Genomic DNA, 16,928 nt, shown 5'->3' with positions numbered 1-16,928 from the left:
TCGCCCTTGCCCCTGGTTCTGGCCCGGACGGGCGTCGGCCGTGCGGGTGAGCCCGCACGGCCGACGTAGGTGGGTTGGGGATCAGCCTGCGGTGCAGGACCTGATCTGCGGTCGGGCGCTGGAGTTGCCGTTCATCATGGTGGTGAAGCCGAACGTGTTGCCGCTGCCGTTGGAGCGCATCGTCATCACGTTGCCGCTGCTGTCCCAGGTGGGGTTGCCACTCCAGGTGGCGGAGATCTTCTGCGGTGCGGTGATGACGACGACCACCGACCAGGTGCTGGCACCGCTGACCGTCACCGAGGTGTTGTACCGGTCACCCCAGACCTGACCGGGCGTGATCGTCGCGGTGCATCCGCCACCGGGCGGCGGAGTGGTGGGGTTGCCGGGCGGCGGGGTGGTCGGGTTGCCGGGCGGCGGGGTGGTGGGGTTACCAGGCGTGGCACTGTTCAGCGCGTTGAGTACGGCGGTGTAGGCAGCCTTCTTGTTGCCGCCGCCGTCGAACAGCAGCGGGCTCTCGTTGGAACGCCACGAGTCGGAGTCGCGGATGCCCCAGACGGTGATGCCCTTGCAGCGGGGGACGGCGAGGCAGTCGTTCACCGTGTTGCGGTACGCGTCACTCGGCGCGTTGCGGATGTCGAGTTCGGTGATGTGCACGTCGACACCGAGCGCGGCGAAGCTCGACAGCGTGGTGCGGTAGTTGCTCGGGTAGTTCGAGCCACCGGTGAAGTGCGACTGGAGGCCGACGCAGTCGATCGGCACGCCACGGTTCTTGAAGTCCCGGACCATCCGGTAGACGGCCTGGGTCTTGGCGTCGTTCCAGTTGTCGATGTTGTAGTCGTTGTAACACAGCTGCGCGTTCGGGTCGGCCGCCCGTGCGGCGCGGAACGCCGCCTCGATCCAGTCGTCACCGGTGCGCTGGAGGTTGGAGTCGCGGCGGGCACCGCTGCTGCCGTCCTCGAACGCCTCGTTCACCACGTCCCACCAGGCGATCTGGCCCCGGTAGTGGGTGGCGACCTGGGTCACGTGGTTGAGCATCGCGTTGCGCAACGTCTGGCCGGACATGTTGCGCATCCACTCCGGCTGCTGGGAGTGCCAGGCCAGAGTGTGCCCACGGACCTGCATGCCCTGGCTACGCGCGTGCTGGACGAGCCGGTCGCCGTTGCCGTAGTTGAACTGCCCCTGCTGCGGCTGGAGCGCGTCGATCTTCATCTCGTTCTCGGCGGTGACCTGGTTGAACTCGCGGTTCAGGATGGTCGTGTACGCCGAGTCGTTGAGCCGGTTCACCGCGACGGCCGTGCCGAAGTACCGTCCGCTCTGCGCCGCCGCAGCGCCGAGGGTCGACTCGGCAGCGCTGGCATTGCTGGGCAGCACCATGGCACCGGCTGCGGCCAGCATGCCGACAGCCGAGAGGACGATTGCCACTCGCCGTCGTCTCGGCCGTCCTGGCGTTTGGGAGGAGTCCTTGACCATCTAACGCTCCTTCCGGGTCCGGTGGCCCGGTCTGGGCAGCATGAATCCGGACTTACGGTAGAGAAGGGGACCATGCCGGGATCCCCGACAAAGGGGATTGCATCGGCCTTACTGGCCGGAAGTATTGCAGCGAAGTTTCACGCGCGTCAATAACTTCCGGAAGTTTCTCCGGAAGTTCCGGAGCGTCCCTGGGCGCTGCGCGCGTCGCTGCGCGTCCAGGGTTCGGGCGGACTCGTCGCCGCCCGCGCTACCGTGCGGTGCAGGTGGGAGCCACTCCGGCGCCGGTGCCGGTGCCCTGGAAGCCGAACTCGGTCGACTGACCGGCGGCGATGGCTCCGTTGTAGCTGACATTCGTGAACGTGATCGCGCCGCTGTTGCCGCTGCGGTTGGCGTTCCAGGCGTTGGTGACGCTGGCCCCGGCGGGCAGCGTCAGGGCGATGGCCCACCCGCTGACGGGCGCGGAGCCGGCGGTGACCCGCACCGTGGCGACGAATCCGCCGGTCCATTGATTGATCGACACCGACGCCGTGCAGCCACCGGTCGACGGTGTGGTCGGCACGACGGTGGGCGAAACGGTCGGCGACGCGGTGGGCGAAACAGTCGGGGACGTGGTGGGCGACGTGGTGGGCGAGGGCGTCGGGCCGTCGGCGAGGGTCGGGGTCTGCCAGTCCCGCCACTCGGCCAGGTTGCCCGCCTTGCGGCTGGAGATCCGGAAGACTCCGGTCGCGTTACCCGTCTTCAGCAGGAACTTCTGGATGTTCTGCTGCAACGGGGTGCGCCACTCCGGCCGGGACGCGCAGTGCGTGCCATCCTGGACGTCGGACCAGTAACTGATGTTGTCGCCCGCGCCGAGGGCGCGGTAGACCTCGGCACCGGCCAGGGCCGCCACGCTTGACGACCGGGCGGCCAGCCAGTCGATGTGCGGGTTGTCCATGATGAACAGTCCGCGCGGTGCCACCATGGCCACCGTCTGGTGGGTGTCCACGGGCAGGTTCGCCGGGTTGCCGGTGTAGGAGCCGAACGCGTCGCCCAACCACGGCTGCTCGCCGTACGCGCTGCTCAGCGGCTGAGCGCCGGACTCACCGGGAATGCCCCGGAAGATCGGCGCACCGGCGCTGCCCGACTCGATCGGCATGGTCAACGCGATGCGCTGGTCGAAGGCGCCCGCCACGAAGGCACCCTTGCCGTAGCGGGAGCATCCCGTGACACCTGTCGCGTCCGCCCGCAGGATGTTGCCGCCCGACTGCTCGATGACGTCGATGATCCGGCTCACCCCCCAGGCCCAGGCGACCAGCAGGCCGGTGCTGCTGGACGAGCCGTAGACGCTGTAGAACGCGCCCTGCTTGTTGGTGCGGGGCGTACCCTCCCGCCCGACGGCGAGCGGGTCGTAGCTGATCACCGCGGCACCGGCGGACCGGATGGTGGCGGTGTCGGCGCCGAAACCGCCAAGCACCACCACGGCCGGGAACGGTCCGGAGCCCCCGCTGGGCAGCTGCACGCTCGCCGAGAAGCTGGCACTGCGACCGTTGTGCGTCACGTTCACCGTGACACTCGTGTTCGACACCGTTCCGGTGACACTCTGCGGCTTCGCCGGCTTCTCGCCGTAGACGTGACGCTGCGCGAGCTGCTTTGTTTCCGCCCGATGGCAGCGCCAGTCCGACTTGGCCGAGATCCGGGTGCCGTCCAGTTTCCGGAAGGGATCGGGCAGCCGCGAGCTGGCCGGCGGCGACGTCGGGCCGGGCACCGGGCAGTCGACGCCCTCGTCCTCCACCGCCGCGACGGCGGCGAGATCGGCGGTGGCCGTGGCCGCCCGGGCCAGCGGGCTTCCCACCACCAGCCGGGTCGTCGCGGTGAGTGCGAGCGCCGTCACCACCAGCACGGCGAGGACGGTACGGGTCCGTTGGCGGCCCGATCTCATGGTCACCGAGGGTCCCCTCTCCGGGCGGACACGATGCCGAGTGATCGACAGCAATCGATGACTCGTCAGCGGTGAGTTTCCGACCGGAGAACGAGGGATGTCAATAGGGTTTCGGAGACTTCCGGACCATGTGCCCAGATTGGTCAGTCGTCCGACCAACGCGGATCAGGTCTCACCCCCCGCGCGACGAGTGGCCCGTTTCGCGATCATCGATGACCATTGACCCGCCTCGATGCCGAGCCGTACTATTCCCGAAATAGTTCCCGTAAGTTTACCGGAATTTCCGGTCGCGTTCAGTCGCCCGCCCACACCCCGTGCCGGGGCAGCACGGAACGGCGCCGGGCCGACGCGGCAGTGACTCAGGAGGAAAGAACAAGATGTCGTCCCAGCTCGTGCTGTTCGCCGCCGACATCTGCGCGGTGACGTTGCTCGTCTTCGGACTCTATTTCCCGCGACACCGCCGCCGCGATCTCGTCGTCGCCTACCTGGGCGTGAACATCGGCGTCCTGGCGGTGGCGAGCGCCCTGAGCGCCAGCAACGTCGGCGCGGGACTCGGGCTGGGGCTGGCGCTGTTCGGCGTACTCTCCATCATCCGACTGCGCTCGACGGAACTCGACCAGCACGAGGTCGCGTACTATTTCTCGGCCCTGGCCCTGGGCATCCTCGGCGCACTGAGCACCACCGAGATCTGGCTCAGTGCCGGCCTGATGGGGCTCATCGTGGTGGTGATGTTCGTGGGTGACCATCCCCGGGTGCTGCGCCACTACCGGCACCAGATCATGGTGCTCGATTCCGCCGTCACCGATCACGTCGCGCTCGTCGCCCAACTGGAACAGTTGCTCGGCGCCCGGGTGCACGTCGCCACCGTGCAGCGCCTCGATCTGGTCAACGAGACCACAATTGTCGACGTCCGGTACTCGGTGCGTCCCGGCATCACCAGGGCCGCCCCGAGCCGGCCCGCAGCGGCGGGAGCGCACCGATGAACCCGACGACGTTCACCGCGGCACTGGCGCAGCTGACGCCCGTCGGACTGGCCGAACTCATCGACCGGGCCGCGCTCCAGACCAGGGTCGACCGCAAGTACGTGGTGCCGCTCGACCAACTGCCCCACCTGCTCGACCAGCTCGTGCCGGCCGCCCGGGTGCTCGACATCGACGGCGAGCGGGTGTTCCGCTACGAGTCGGTCTACTTCGACACGCCCCGGCTGATCAGCTACCACTGCGCGGCGTACCGGCGACGGCGCCGCTTCAAGGTGCGTACCCGCAGCTATCTCGACTCCGCGCAGTGCTGGCTGGAGGTCAAGATCAGCGGAGCGCGGGGCAGCATCACCAAGCACCGGTTGCCCTACGATCCCGGCGACCGCGCCACCGTACGCCCCGGCCGGGACTTCGTCGACGCGGCGCTGCGGCAGGAGGCGGTCCAGCCGGCCGCCGACGACGCCTTCGATCCGGTGCTGGTCACCAGCTACCAGCGGGCGACCCTGCTGCTGCCGGCCAGCGCCAGCCGGGTCACCATCGACACCGACCTGACCTGGCGGGCCGGCGACAGCACGCTGCGGCTGCCCGGCCTCGCCGTGGTCGAGACCAAGACCAGCTGCACCGCCTCGCCGGCCGACCGGATGTTGTGGCAGCGCCGGATCCGGCCGGTCCGCATCTCCAAGTACGCCACCGGGCTGGCCGCGCTCCGCCCCGAACTACCGGACTCGCCATGGCGGCGGACCCTACGTCGCCACTTCCCGTCCCTCCAGTCGCTGACGGATCCCGCACCGACCACCACCCTTCGCTCCGCACAGGAGGCATCGTGCGTCTGACCGTCCGCAGCACCGGCACCGCGAGCGCGGCCCTGCGCGCCGCGGGCGTCCTGGCCGCCGCCGTGCTGGCCGCCGGGCTGCTCGTCCCGTCCCCGTCACCAGCCGGTGCCGAGGCACTCGCTGGCACCGAACGCACCATCGGCTCCGCCACCACCACCTCGGCGGCCGACGCCGTTGCGGCGGCGTCGGCCGCCGACGACCTACTCGGCGACATCCGCTTCTCCGTGCCCAGCGGCACCTTCTCCGGCGAGGTGTCGGTGTCGCTGAGCACCACCGTCAGCGGTGCGCAGATCCGCTACACCACCGACGGGCGGCTGCCCACGGCGCAGTCGCCGCTCTATGCCGGCTCGCCGCTGCGGTTGACCCGGACCACGCAACTACGCGCACAGGCCTTCGTCGGGCAGAGCGCCTCCGGGGCACCCGGCACGGCGATGTACGTCGCCCGCAACACCAGCACCGCCCATGACCTGCCGGTGATCCTGATCGACTCGTACGGCGCCGGTCGACCCGACCGGGAGTACTTCAACGCGGCAACGATGATCTTCGAGCCGGGTGGCGGCAGCACCTCGCTGGCCGCGGCCCCCACCGTGGCCACCCGGGCCGGTTTCCGGCTACGCGGGCAGTCGTCGGCCATGTTCGACAAGACGCCGTACCGGCTGGAGTTCTGGGACAACGACGACGACGATGCCGACTACCCGGTGCTCGGCATGCCCGCTGACTCCGACTGGGTGCTGCGCGGGCCGTTCAGCGACAAGGCGCTGATCCGCGAGGCCTTCGTCTACGACCTCGGGCGGCAGATGGGCCTGCCGGCACCCCGGTACGCGTTCGCCGAGTTCTACCTGAACACCGACGCCGGGCCGGTCGGCGCCGACGACTACATGGGCGTCTACATGATCGTCGAGACGATCAAGAACTCCAAGAACCGCCTCGACCTCAAGCAACTCCGCTCCGACGACCGGACGCTGCCGAGGATCACCGGTGGCTACATCTGGAAGTTCGAATGGATGGCCGCCGAGGAGCCCACCCTGCCGTGCACCGGGCCGGCGGCCAGCTGCTGGAACTACCTGGAGGTCGCCGACCCCTCGCCGTTGCAGCCCGAACAGCGGGACTGGCTGCGCAACCACATCCAGGAGTTCCACAACGTGCTGCGGGCACCCAACTTCGCCGATCCGGCAACCGGCTACCGCGCCTATATCGACGTGGACTCCTTCATCGACCAGCTCATCATCAACGAACTGAGCCGGGAGATGGACTCGTACCTCCGCAGCGCGTACTTCTACAAGGACCGGGACACCAAGATCTTCGCCGGTCCCCTCTGGGACTACGATCTCAGCTTCGGCGTCGGTGGCTACTTCGGCAACGACCAGACCTCCGGCTGGCAGTACCAGCAGGGCCGCCAGCCGATGGCGAACGACTGGTACAACCAGCTGATGCGCGACCCGGCCTTCGTCAACCAGGTCCGGCTGCGCTGGCAGACGCTGCGCCGCGACGCGCTCTCCGACGCCTCGTTGCAGGCCCGGATCACCGCCCTCAGCACCCCGTTGACAAACGCCGCGCAACGCAACTTCCAGCGCTGGCCCAACCTGACCACCCGGATGGTCGGTCCCTTCATCACCCCCACCGCGTCGACCTGGCAGGGACAGGTCCAGTTCATGCGGGACTGGATGCTGCGTAGGGCGGCCTGGCTGGACTCGACCGCCGGTTGGGGCGCAACCGTGACTCCCCCGCCGACCACGCCACCGCCCACCACCACCCCGCCGCCGCCCACCACCCCGCCGCCGCCGCCGCCGACGACCACTCCCCCGCCCGGACCGACCACGCCACCGCCGGGCAGTGCCGCCTGCACCGCGACGTACGCGGTGACCAACCAGTGGGCCGGCGGCTTCCAGGGTGAGGTACGGGTCACCGCGGGCACCCGGGCGATCAGCAACTGGACGGTGACCTGGACGTTGGCCAGCGGCCAGGCGATCACCCAGTCCTGGAACGCCACGGTCACCACCCAGGGGTCGACGGTCACCGCCCGCAACGTCAGCTACAACGGCGCGCTCGCCCCGGGCGCCAGCACCACGTTCGGCTTCCTCGGGTCCGCCGCCGGCTCCGTCGGCACCACCACAGCGACCTGTACGGCGAGCTGACTCGCCCAGACGTTCCTGGCACCGGGCCAGCGCCGGCCCGGTGCCAGGGATAAGGTTGGGTCATGCACTCAGGTGTCGCCACGATGAAGCCCTGGTCCCGCCGCTGACGGCGGCAGGGTTTACCGACTTCAACTAGCTCTGTTCCGCCGTCCTGGCGTTCCCGCCGGGCGGTGTTCTCGTGCTGCCCGGCTCCATGACGAGCCTGAGAGCAGACCGTGCAGAACCTTGAACATTCCTCATCGCAGCACCTGACCGCAGACCCCGACCTGAGCTGGGGCAGCCGACTGCCGGCCGGCGGCCGGGCACACGTTCGAGCCGATGGCGTACGGGTGGTGCTGGGTGGTCGGGTCGTGCTGGCCGACGCCAGTGTGACCGTCTCGGCCGGCTCCCGGCTGGCCATCGTCGGCGAGAACGGTCGCGGCAAGACGACGTTGCTGCACGTACTGGCCGGCTTGATCGTGCCCGACCAGGGCACGGTGGAACGGACCGGCACGATCGGTCTGGCCCGACAGGCCCTGGCGGCGGGCAGCGGCGAAACGGTGGGCACCCTGGTCGCGGCCGCCATCCGGGAATCCCAGCAGGCCGTGCGGGCACTGGAGGACGCCGCCACCGCGCTGGCCGACGGAGCCGACGGCGCGGACCGGGCGTACGCCGCCGCCCTCGATACGGCCGTACGGCTGGACGCCTGGGATGCGGAGCGTCGTGTCGACGTGGCGTTGGCCGGGCTCGACGCCTGCACCGATCGCGTCCGCCCGCTGTCGACGCTGTCGGTCGGTCAGCGTTACCGGGTCCGCCTGGCCTGCCTGCTCGGGGCGCGCCACGACCTGTTGCTGCTGGACGAGCCGACAAACCATCTCGACGCCGACGCGCTGACGTTCCTCACCGCGCGGCTTCGCGAGCATCCGGGCGGGGTGGTGCTGGTGACCCACGACCGGGCCCTGCTGAAGGAGGTGGCCCGGGAGTTCCTGGACCTCGACCCCAGCCAGGACGGCCGGCCGCGGTTGTTCGCCGGGGGCTACGCCGGCTGGCAGGAGGGACGGGTACGCGAGCGCGAGCGTTGGGCGCGGGACTTCGAGGCCCAACAAGCCGAACACCAGCGGCTGGCCGAGGCGGTGCACGAGGCTCAGGGCCGGCTGAGCACCGGCTGGCGTCCGGAGAAGGGCCACGGCAAACACCAACGCCAGTCCCGTGCCCCCGGTCTCGTCCAGGCGCTGCGGCGCCGGCAGGAAGCCCTTGAGGCGCACCGGATCACGGTGCCCGAGCCGCCGCTGCCGCTGCGCTGGCCGGCCCTCGACACCCGTCCCGGGCTACCGATCCTGCGCTGTCAGGACGTCACCGTGACCGGCCGCCTGCGCCAACCGGTCACGCTCACCCTGGACGGTGGGGATCGTCTGCTGGTGACGGGCCCCAACGGTGCGGGCAAGTCAACCCTGCTGGCGGTGCTGGCCCAGGATCTCGAACCCTCGACCGGGGAGGTCCGCCAGCTCTCCCGGGCCCGCGTCGCGCTCCTCGGGCAGGAGGTGCCGGAGTGGCCGCCGGGCCGGCTCGCCCACGAGCTGTACGACCAGCACCTCGGCCGACTCCGCTCCGCCGGGCGGCTCAGCGACCGGGACCTCGTGCCGCTTACCGCGACCAACCTGCTCGACAAGGAGGCCCTGCGTACGCCCGTCGGGCGGATGTCCCAGGGGCAGCAACGCCGGTTGAACCTCGCGCTGCGGCTGGCCGAGCGCCCCGATCTGCTGATTCTCGACGAGCCGACAAACCATCTGTCGGCACCCCTGGTCGACGACCTGACCGCGGCACTTGTCCAGACCCGGGCGGCGGTCGTCGTCGCCACCCACGACCGGCAGCTGCTGGCCGACCTGGCGGCGTGGCCCCGGCTGTCGCTCTGAGCGCGACCGGCAGCACGGGACATTGATCAGCGGCAAATGTGAACAGCATGTTCCGTTTGCCGCCGATCAATGTCCTACCGCGTCAACCGGGATCGCCACGTGTCCGCAACGACCATGCTGAGCAATTCCCGCTCGGCGGGTCGCCCGACGCCGATAGCCCGGTTGCCGGGGCGGCCTATAGTATGGCCTCCCGTTGCGCACGGAGGTCTGGCTGATGCACCACGTCGAACAGTCGATCGCTTTTGTGCTCGATCGGCCGGAAGGCGAGCGGGTCGGCTTGGCGTTCCTTGTGGGTGAACGAATGATGCTCACCTGCGCGCATGTTGTCAACGCGGCACTCGGACGGGCACCACGCCAGTCGGAGCCGGTGGCGAAAAGCACCCGGATTCGGTTGCATTTCGCGTTACTCGGGCCAGCGAACAGTTGGATCGAACGCAGCGCGGAGGTGGCGGCCTGGCTGCCGACCGGGGAGGACTTCGACGTCGAGGACGTGGCGGTCCTCCGCCTCGGCGAGACGGTGTCCAGCAGCGGCGCGGTGCCGCTGCGAATCGGCGCACACCTGAAGAGCCGCCACGACACACTGGTGCAGATGTGGGGGCCGGGACACGGCCGGACACTGGGACGACACGTGCAGGGCCGGCTGCTCGGTGCCGTCGGCAAGCACCGCTTGCAGGTCGACGAGGTGGTGCACCGGGTCTTTCGCGTACAGCCCGGCTTCAGTGGTGGTCCGGTCTGGGAACCCAGCACGTCAGCGGTGCTCGGGATGCTCCAGGCGATCACCACGGACGACTCGGCGGAAGTGCTCGTGCTCGACGGCACGCTGCTGGAAAGGGCGCTGGCCGCCACGGCCACGACACGGCCCGGCCTGACGTTGTTGCACGATCACGGTGAGGTGCACTACGACGGCACCCATTACACGCTACGACAACGGCGGATTCTCCTGCACGGCGGCGGTACGCCCCGCGCCAAATACGAGATCAAGGTTTCCGTGGCGCGCTTTCTCAACGACGAGGCGGTCCGCAACCTGCGGCATCATGCCAAACACCCACTCAGTGTCGGCAATCCCGTTCGAGACATCGATCTGCACGCGTGGTGCGTACTCGACGTGGAAGTTCTACGAATGGACGTCAAAGCAACAAAGGTAAGGCACGAGGAGATCACTTTCGACCTCTGTTTTCCGGGTGACCAGCTACTGACTCCGGGCCGGCAGGCCACGATCGATTATCAGTACCGGGTAAGCGACCAGATGTGGGGACAGTGGTACAAGCGCAATATCAAGCCGAACACCGATCGTCTCTCCGTCGAGGCGCACCTGCCCACCGAACTGGAGCCGGAATGCTGGGGCGTGACGTCACTGCCGTCCGAGACCTCCCTGGAGCCCCTGACCGGCGTTCAGGTGCGGGTGGAGGGCGACCACACCGTCTACTCCTGGGATCGCACGGCGGAGGAGGAGAGTCTGGCCGAGGAGCGCCGCATCCGGCTCGACTGGTTCTTCTGGCAGCGGATTCCGGACAGCGCTGAGGCCGAGGACGCGGCAAGCGTCATGCGCCAGTTCGGCATCCTTCAGGTACGCGACCCGGCACGCGGACGGGAGCAGTCCAACCTGCCGGCAAAGACCCGCAGCATCGACTTCCGGTCCGAGAACGATCGCCTCCTGGCCCAGCGAATCCTCGCCCACCTGCGGCGGGTCGCCGGCTGGGTCAACCGGTACCACGCTTTTCGGCCGGAGGTGGGCATGGGGATCGCGGCACCGCAGCTCGGCATGGCGTACGCGATCGCGATCGTGAAGGTGCCCGACTCGACGGACTACCTGGAACTGGTAAACCCGGTGGTGGCGGACCAGAGCGAGCAGGAGGCCCGCGACTTCGAGGGATGCCTGAGCTTCTTCGACGTACGCGGCATCGTCAAGCGGCCCTGGGGCCTACGCGTGCGCTACCAGAACGGGTTCGGCGAGACTCGGGACGACGAGCTGACCGGCGGCCTGGCCCGCAGCGTGGCACACGAGATCGACCACCTCAACGGCAAGATCTACTCCGACACCGACCGGATGCCCGAAGATGAGTCGCCGATCGACATGCACCAGTACCGGCAACTACGGGCGGAGCATCGCATCAACATGCCGACCCCACCAGCTCACCTCACCTGGCGGGCGGAGCGGAATCACCACCACCCCGCCAGGTGAGGCTCAGCGTGAAGGTCGCCTCCATGGTGCCCTTCGTGAAGATCAAGCCGGTCTCGCCGCCGACCGCCAGCCCCACCTCGACGCTTATCTCGTCCGGCGCGGCGGCGGAGCGCACCCCGTGCGCGACCATCCGCAACGCCGGCAACGCCTTCGCCATCGCCGCACTCAGTGCGGTGGTCGACCAGGCACCGCCCCGGCTCCGCCCCGCCGCGAGCGTGATCGCCTCGACGTGCCGGCGGTCCACCTCGACCTCGAAGTACTCCTCGCCATCCTCGGTGACCGGCACCTTCAGCAGCATGGTGGTCATCACGCAGCGCCTCACTGTCGATGACGGCAGGGGAACCAGTAGTCTGCCCGGCGCATTCAACGATGCGAATCGGCCGAACGGATCAGGGTCGCCCGGGCGGATCAACCACCGCAGCGTCGCGGTCAGCCACCGGAGCCTTCCGCCGCACCGTCGGGGGTCAGGGCGCCTTCCGCGCCATCGCCGTCGAGGTGCACGTGCTGATGGCCGTTGCCGGCATCGATGTTGATCTGGTCGAGTTGCGTTGCCGCCACCGACCAGGTGGTCGCGGCGAGTGCCGCCTGCCGCGCCGCCAGCGTCAGCTGCTCCGCCCGCCCGTCGACGGGACCACCAATGGCCAGGGCGACCGCGTCGACGGCGACGGCGCCCTGTTCCACTGCGCTGCGCAGCCCGCCACGGGCGACGTTGGTCGCGGTCATCCCCGACGGCGGGTCGGCGAACTGCGCGCTCAGTTGGCGCATGGTCTGTTGCCACTGACCGACCCGAGTCGCCTCGGGGGCGCGCCCGGCTTCCGCGTCCTGCCTGATGGCGACCAGGATCGGCCCGAGTTCCTCCCCGGTCCGGCGGGCCAGATCGGTCAGTTCGGTGATCTGCTGCGCGTCGCGCTTGGCGTCCGCTTCCCGCAGTTGTTCGATGCTGGACTCGGTCGCGTCCGGCCGCCCCACGGCGTATCCGACCAACCCGCCGAGCAGACCCACGACCAGCGCCGCCACCACGCCCACCGCGATGGTCCGGGCCGGCGGACGTCCCGACCGGGCCGACGAGGTCGACAGATGGGAGGGCCGGCCGGTTCGACGGGACATGACACCCCTCGCATCGAAGACTGTACGGACTCGGAGCCTAACCCTTGCACCGCCACACGTCGATGCTTACACATGTCTCGCCCGAACTTCGATCGCAATCAACGAAAGGGCGGTCCCTCGGGCTCCGGCCCAGGCGAAGCCGATAACCGGTCGCCCGGTACGCCGACCGACTGTAAGGATCATCCGATGTCCGTCACTCGTCGTGAGCTGCTGCGCTGGCAGTTCGAGCTGACCTGGTCGTTGTTCGAATACCACCTGGACCGGTTGCAGCCGGCGCAGTTCCGTTGGGAGCCTGCCGGGCATTCCTGGACGGTCCGCCCGGACCCGACCGGTCGGTGGGTGCCGGACTGGGCCGACACCGAACCCGATCCGGTCCCGGTGCCCACGATCGCCTGGCTGACCTGGCACCTCGGCTGGTGGTGGAGTGTCGCCACCGACCACCTCCAGGATCGGCCGCCCCGGGACCGCACCGAGGTCCACTGGCCCGGCGACGGCGAGGCCACCATCGCCTGGCTGCGCGAACTGCGGGCGGAGTGGCTCACCGTACTGGATCGGCTCACCGAGGCCGACCTCGACGCGGTCGCGCCGTTCCCGTGGCCGCGCGACCCGCAGCACACCGTCGGGCACCTGCTCGCGTGGGTGAACGCCGAACTGATGAAGAACGTCGCCGAGATCGGCCAGCTCCGCCTACTCCACAACTCCCACCCCCATTCCCACCCTGTTGATCATGAGGTTAGCGGCACTTTGAAGATCGACTAGTGCCGCCAACCTCATGATCAACGGTGGGGTGGGGGTGGGGGTCAGGTGGGGGTGGGGGTGGGGGTGGGGGTATTCGGTGGGGTAATTCGGTGGCTCGGTGTGCTGCGGCCTGGCGGGCCTGGGCGGCCACGAACCGTCGCAGCGGGGCGGGCGCGAAGGCGGTGATCTGCTCCCGCACCTGGGTGCCGTCCGCCACGGCGGCCAACTCCACCACCGCGCGCAGGCGCACCCATCCCGGGCTGCGTACGTCGCTGACCAGCCGGTCGGGCGGCTGCGGGGTCAGGCGTACCCGGATCACGTTGTCCCAGCGCACCGGGCCGAACAGCCGGAACCGTTCGACGGCGAGGTAGTCGACGATCGCCCGCCCCTGCGCGTCCCGGCCGGGCCGCACGTCGCGCACCGCGACGATAAGCGGCGACAGTCCGATGTAGCTGTTCGGGTCGCTCAGGTGGCGGTGCACCTCGTCCAGCGACGCCGCGACGACACAGCTGGTCTCGAAGGCGATCGGCGCCTGGTGTGGCTCGGGCACGCCTCATCCTGCCACGTTGCGGGCCAGGGCAAGGACGACCATCCGCAACGAAACATCGAAATGATTGACCGTTCAGCCAGCCGCGCCGTAGCTTCTACGTGATCCACATCGACCGATGACCACAGATCGTGATGGTCGGACGAACGTCGCGGACGCACCGTGACGGGCCGGCGCGGCGGTCGTGGATCGGCGCTCCATGCTGTCCTTTCAACCCCCAAAGGAGCAGAAGTGCCCCGACAAGTCCATCGTTCCAGGCTCCGTCGCAATGCCGCGGTGCTGCTGTCCACGACGCTCGTCGCGTCCCTCACCACGCTCACCGCCCAGCCCGCCGCCGCCACCGAGGAACCCGCCAGGTCGAACCCGCTCTTTCTGACCGGCCCGAACAGCGGATCCCCGGAGGAGATCGCCACCAGCTACCTGCGGGCCAACCCGGACCGGTACGACGTGACCGCAGCCGACCTGGCCGACCTCGCCGTGCTCTCCAGCTACACCAGCCGGCACACCGGCGTGACCCACGTCAACCTGGCCCAACGGCACAAGGACCTGGAGGTCTTCGGGGCCGTCGCCACAGTCAACGTGGCCCGGGACGGCAGCGTCGTCTTCGTCGGTGACACCCTGGTCACCGGCCTGTCCGGCGCGACCTCCGGCAGCGCCGACCTCGACGCGGTCGACGCGGTCGAGGCGGCAGCCGACGCACTCGACCTGGCCGATGTGCGCAGCCCCCGGGTGATGAGCCGCGCCGCCGGGGCCGCGCAGTCCACAGTGGTAAGCGGCAGCGGCATCTCCGACCAGCCGATCCCGGCCAAGCTGGGCTGGCACCCGACCGGCGACGGGCTGCGCCTGGCCTGGCAGCTGGTCATCGACGATTCCTCCGACGTGCACCTGTGGAACGCCACGGTCGACGCGCAGACCGGCGACCTGCTCGACGCCGACGACTGGACCACCCAGGAGAACGTGGACGAGCTGGCCACGACGTTGGGGCAGGTGTCCGGCCGGAGCCTGGCGCACCGCCACGATCACGGGCACGGGCACGGGCACGGCAAGAAGCTGGGCTCGCCGAACCCGGTCGACGACGGCTCCAGCTACCAGGTTTACGGCTACCCGACGGAGAGCCCGAACGACGGCCCCCGCCGCCTGGTCACCAACCCGGCGGACGGGCTCGCCTCGCCGTACGGCTGGCACGACACCGACGGCGTGGCCGGCCCCGAGTTCACCACCACTCAGGGCAACAACGTGCACGCCTACCAGGACCAGGACAACAACAACGCGCCGGACTTCGGCAGCAGCCCGGACGGCGGGCCGTCGCTTACCTTCAACTTCCCGCTCGACCTGCGGGAGAACCCGCAGAACTACCGGGACGCGGCGACCGCCAACCTGTTCTACTGGAACAACATCATCCACGACGTCTCCTACCGGTACGGCTTCGACGAGGCGTCGGGCAACTTCCAGGCAAACAACTACGGTCGGGGCGGCGTCGGCGGTGACTACGTCCGGGCCGAGGCGGCCGACGGCGGCGGCACGAACAACGCCAACTTCTCCACCCCCGCCGTCGACGGGGTGGGCACTCCCCGGATGCAGATGTACCTGTGGCCCGGTAACCAGTTCGGCGCCCAGAACCAGGTCGTCCTGGCGGGGGTCGGCTCGTTCGACGCCAGCTGGGCGCGGTTCAGCCCGGCGGTCACCACGGCCGGCCTGTCCAACCACCAGTTCGTGTACGCCGGCACCGGCTGCGACGTGGCCGCCTACCCGGGCACGCTGCCGACCGGCGGCTGGATCGCCGTGGTCGACGGTGGCACCACGGCCTGCACGTACCTGCTGCGTACCCAGGTCGCCGAGTCGCTCGGCGCCGACGCGGTGGTGGTCGCGCACAACGCCGCCGGGGCCGCACCGGTGCTTACCGGTGCCATGACCACCGCGCCGGTCACCATCCCGGCGGTGGCGGTCACCCAGGCCGACGGGGACGCCATCAAGGCCGCGATCGCGGCCGGCACCGGCACCGGCTCGCTGCGCAAGCACCCCGACCACCCGGGCATGCGCGACGGCGACCTCGACGCCGGGATCGTCATCCACGAGTACGGCCACGGCATCTCCAACCGGCTCACCGGTGGACCGGGCATCAACTGCCTCAGCGGCAACGAGCAGATGGGTGAGGGCTGGAGCGACTTCTTCGCGATCACCACGCTGCTCGACCCGAAGCTGGACAGCGCCGAGGGTTCGCGCGGCCTGGTGCCGTACATCCTCTACCAGGACGACCGTAGCGGTGCCGGCCTGCGTCCGCGTCCCTACTCCCGGAACATGGAGATCCAGCCCTTCACCTACGACAGCATCAAGACCGGTGGCTGGCTCAACGGCACCTCGCTGGCCGCCCCGCACGGCATCGGCCACGGCTGGGCCGCCGTGCTCTGGGACATGACCTGGGACCTCATCGACCGGCACGGCCTCAACCCGAACGTGTACGACGGCTGGAGCAGCGGCGGCAACAACCTCGCCATGCAGCTGGTGATGGACGGGTTGAAGTTGCAGGGTTGCGGCCCCGGTTTCGTGGTCGGCCGCGACGCCATCATCGCCGCCGACGCCGCGCTGACCGGTGGGGAGAACTCCTGCACGCTGTGGGCCTCGTTCGCCCGCCGTGGGCTCGGCTACAGCGCGGTGCAGGGCACCACCAACCGCGACGACAACACCGAGGCGTTCGACACCCACCCGTCCTGCCGGGCCGACTTCCTCGGTCGTACCGCGCAGCCCGGCCTGAACACGGCGAAGGCCGGTAGCGCCGTACCGATGAAGTTCCAGCTGCCGAAGTACCGGGGGCTGGACATCCTGGCCAGCGGTTCGCCCTACTCCCGGCTGGTCGACTGCGACACGCTGCTGACGGTCAACCCCGATGGTTCGGTCACGCCGCGACCGATCCCGGTCCCGGCGGACAGCCCCGGCAAGTCGCGGCTCTCCGGCGACAAGAAGGGCCAGTACCACTTCGGCTGGAAGACCGACAAGAGCTGGGCCGGTACCTGTCGTGAGTTCGTGCTGACCCTCGACAACGGGTTCCAGCACCGCGCCTACTTCACGTTCACCGGCTGACCCGTGATCCCCGGTGGCTCCCGGGGACCTCCCCGGGAGCCACCCTCGCGC

At 69.5% G+C, this 16,928-nt stretch carries 12 protein-coding genes; 7 read left to right on the top strand and 5 right to left on the bottom strand.

The genetic code is table 11. The annotated features are described in order from the left end of the window. Positions 1-81: 81 nt before the first annotated feature. Together QQG74_RS15025 and QQG74_RS15020 are read right to left on the bottom strand one after the other, a co-directional pair. The gene (locus tag QQG74_RS15025; protein WP_341720906.1) at positions 82-1,470 is read right to left on the bottom strand and encodes an endo-1,4-beta-xylanase; all 1,389 of its coding nucleotides are present in this window, start codon (positions 1,468-1,470) and stop codon (positions 82-84) included. 247 nt (positions 1,471-1,717) lie between these two features. Continuing rightward, the gene (locus tag QQG74_RS15020; protein ID WP_341721241.1) at positions 1,718-3,388 is read right to left on the bottom strand and encodes a cellulose binding domain-containing protein; all 1,671 of its coding nucleotides are present in this window, start codon (positions 3,386-3,388) and stop codon (positions 1,718-1,720) included. A gap of 377 nt (positions 3,389-3,765) precedes the next feature. On the opposite strand from QQG74_RS15020, the gene QQG74_RS15015 reads away from it, so the two are divergent. The 5 genes from QQG74_RS15015 (at position 3,766) to QQG74_RS14995 (ending at position 11,407) form a co-directional block, all read left to right on the top strand. Beyond that, a complete protein-coding gene (locus QQG74_RS15015) occupies positions 3,766-4,371 on the top strand; it encodes a DUF4956 domain-containing protein (protein ID WP_341720905.1) in 606 nt (201 codons plus the stop codon). Then, positions 4,368-5,198, top strand: coding sequence for a polyphosphate polymerase domain-containing protein (locus QQG74_RS15010; protein ID WP_341720904.1), 831 nt, complete (start codon positions 4,368-4,370; stop codon positions 5,196-5,198). Before QQG74_RS15015 ends, QQG74_RS15010 begins: the two co-directional genes overlap by 4 nt. Beyond that, on the top strand, positions 5,189-7,333 hold the full coding sequence (locus QQG74_RS15005) for a CotH kinase family protein (RefSeq protein WP_341720903.1): 2,145 nt from the start codon (positions 5,189-5,191) through the stop codon (positions 7,331-7,333). Before QQG74_RS15010 ends, QQG74_RS15005 begins: the two co-directional genes overlap by 10 nt. A gap of 215 nt (positions 7,334-7,548) precedes the next feature. Next, complete coding sequence (locus tag QQG74_RS15000) at positions 7,549-9,225, top strand: ABC-F family ATP-binding cassette domain-containing protein (protein WP_341720902.1); 1,677 nt, start codon at positions 7,549-7,551, stop codon at positions 9,223-9,225. 214 nt (positions 9,226-9,439) lie between these two features. After that, positions 9,440-11,407 carry a peptide deformylase gene (locus QQG74_RS14995; RefSeq protein ID WP_341720901.1) on the top strand — a complete coding sequence of 656 codons (1,968 nt, stop codon included), beginning with the start codon at positions 9,440-9,442 and terminating at the stop codon, positions 11,405-11,407. Here the strand turns inward: QQG74_RS14995 and QQG74_RS14990 are convergent. Both QQG74_RS14990 and QQG74_RS14985 read right to left on the bottom strand, forming a co-directional pair. Next, complete coding sequence (locus QQG74_RS14990) at positions 11,364-11,714, bottom strand: CU044_2847 family protein (protein WP_341720900.1); 351 nt, start codon at positions 11,712-11,714, stop codon at positions 11,364-11,366. The two genes, QQG74_RS14995 and QQG74_RS14990, sit on opposite strands and share 44 nt — an antisense overlap. Positions 11,715-11,836: 122 nt before the next feature. After that, positions 11,837-12,514, bottom strand: coding sequence for a hypothetical protein (locus QQG74_RS14985; protein WP_341720899.1), 678 nt, complete (start codon positions 12,512-12,514; stop codon positions 11,837-11,839). A 186-nt stretch (positions 12,515-12,700) separates the two neighbouring features. Between QQG74_RS14985 and QQG74_RS14980 the strand changes: the two genes are divergently transcribed. Further along, positions 12,701-13,273 carry a DinB family protein gene (locus QQG74_RS14980; protein ID WP_341720898.1) on the top strand — a complete coding sequence of 191 codons (573 nt, stop codon included), beginning with the start codon at positions 12,701-12,703 and terminating at the stop codon, positions 13,271-13,273. Here the strand turns inward: QQG74_RS14980 and QQG74_RS14975 are convergent. After that, positions 13,248-13,802, bottom strand: coding sequence for an SRPBCC family protein (locus QQG74_RS14975; protein WP_341720897.1), 555 nt, complete (start codon positions 13,800-13,802; stop codon positions 13,248-13,250). The genes QQG74_RS14980 and QQG74_RS14975 overlap by 26 nt on opposite strands. A 273-nt stretch (positions 13,803-14,075) precedes the next feature. Between QQG74_RS14975 and QQG74_RS14970 the strand changes: the two genes are divergently transcribed. Further along, entirely contained in the window at positions 14,076-16,877 is a 2,802-nt protein-coding gene (locus QQG74_RS14970) for a M36 family metallopeptidase (RefSeq protein ID WP_341720896.1), read from the top strand. Positions 16,878-16,928 lie beyond the last annotated feature (51 nt).

The organism is Micromonospora sp. FIMYZ51 (genome assembly GCF_038246755.1).
GTDB lineage: Bacteria > Actinomycetota > Actinomycetes > Mycobacteriales > Micromonosporaceae > Micromonospora.
Note: the sequence above shows the minus strand (reverse complement) of the source record. Positions and strands in the feature narration are given on the sequence as shown.

Excerpts from the sequence above, each read along its gene's own strand:
- QQG74_RS15020 (WP_341721241.1), bottom strand. The coding sequence starts at position 3,388 with ATGAGATCGGGCCGCCAACGGACCCGTACCGTCCTCGCCGTGCTGGTG.
- QQG74_RS14985 (WP_341720899.1), bottom strand. The coding sequence starts at position 12,514 with ATGTCCCGTCGAACCGGCCGGCCCTCCCATCTGTCGACCTCGTCGGCC.
- QQG74_RS15010 (WP_341720904.1), top strand. The coding sequence starts at position 4,368 with ATGAACCCGACGACGTTCACCGCGGCACTGGCGCAGCTGACGCCCGTC.
- QQG74_RS14990 (WP_341720900.1), bottom strand. The coding sequence starts at position 11,714 with ATGACCACCATGCTGCTGAAGGTGCCGGTCACCGAGGATGGCGAGGAG.
- QQG74_RS14980 (WP_341720898.1), top strand. The coding sequence starts at position 12,701 with ATGTCCGTCACTCGTCGTGAGCTGCTGCGCTGGCAGTTCGAGCTGACC.
- QQG74_RS15015 (WP_341720905.1), top strand. The coding sequence starts at position 3,766 with ATGTCGTCCCAGCTCGTGCTGTTCGCCGCCGACATCTGCGCGGTGACG.
- QQG74_RS14995 (WP_341720901.1), top strand. The coding sequence starts at position 9,440 with ATGCACCACGTCGAACAGTCGATCGCTTTTGTGCTCGATCGGCCGGAA.
- QQG74_RS15025 (WP_341720906.1), bottom strand. The coding sequence starts at position 1,470 with ATGGTCAAGGACTCCTCCCAAACGCCAGGACGGCCGAGACGACGGCGA.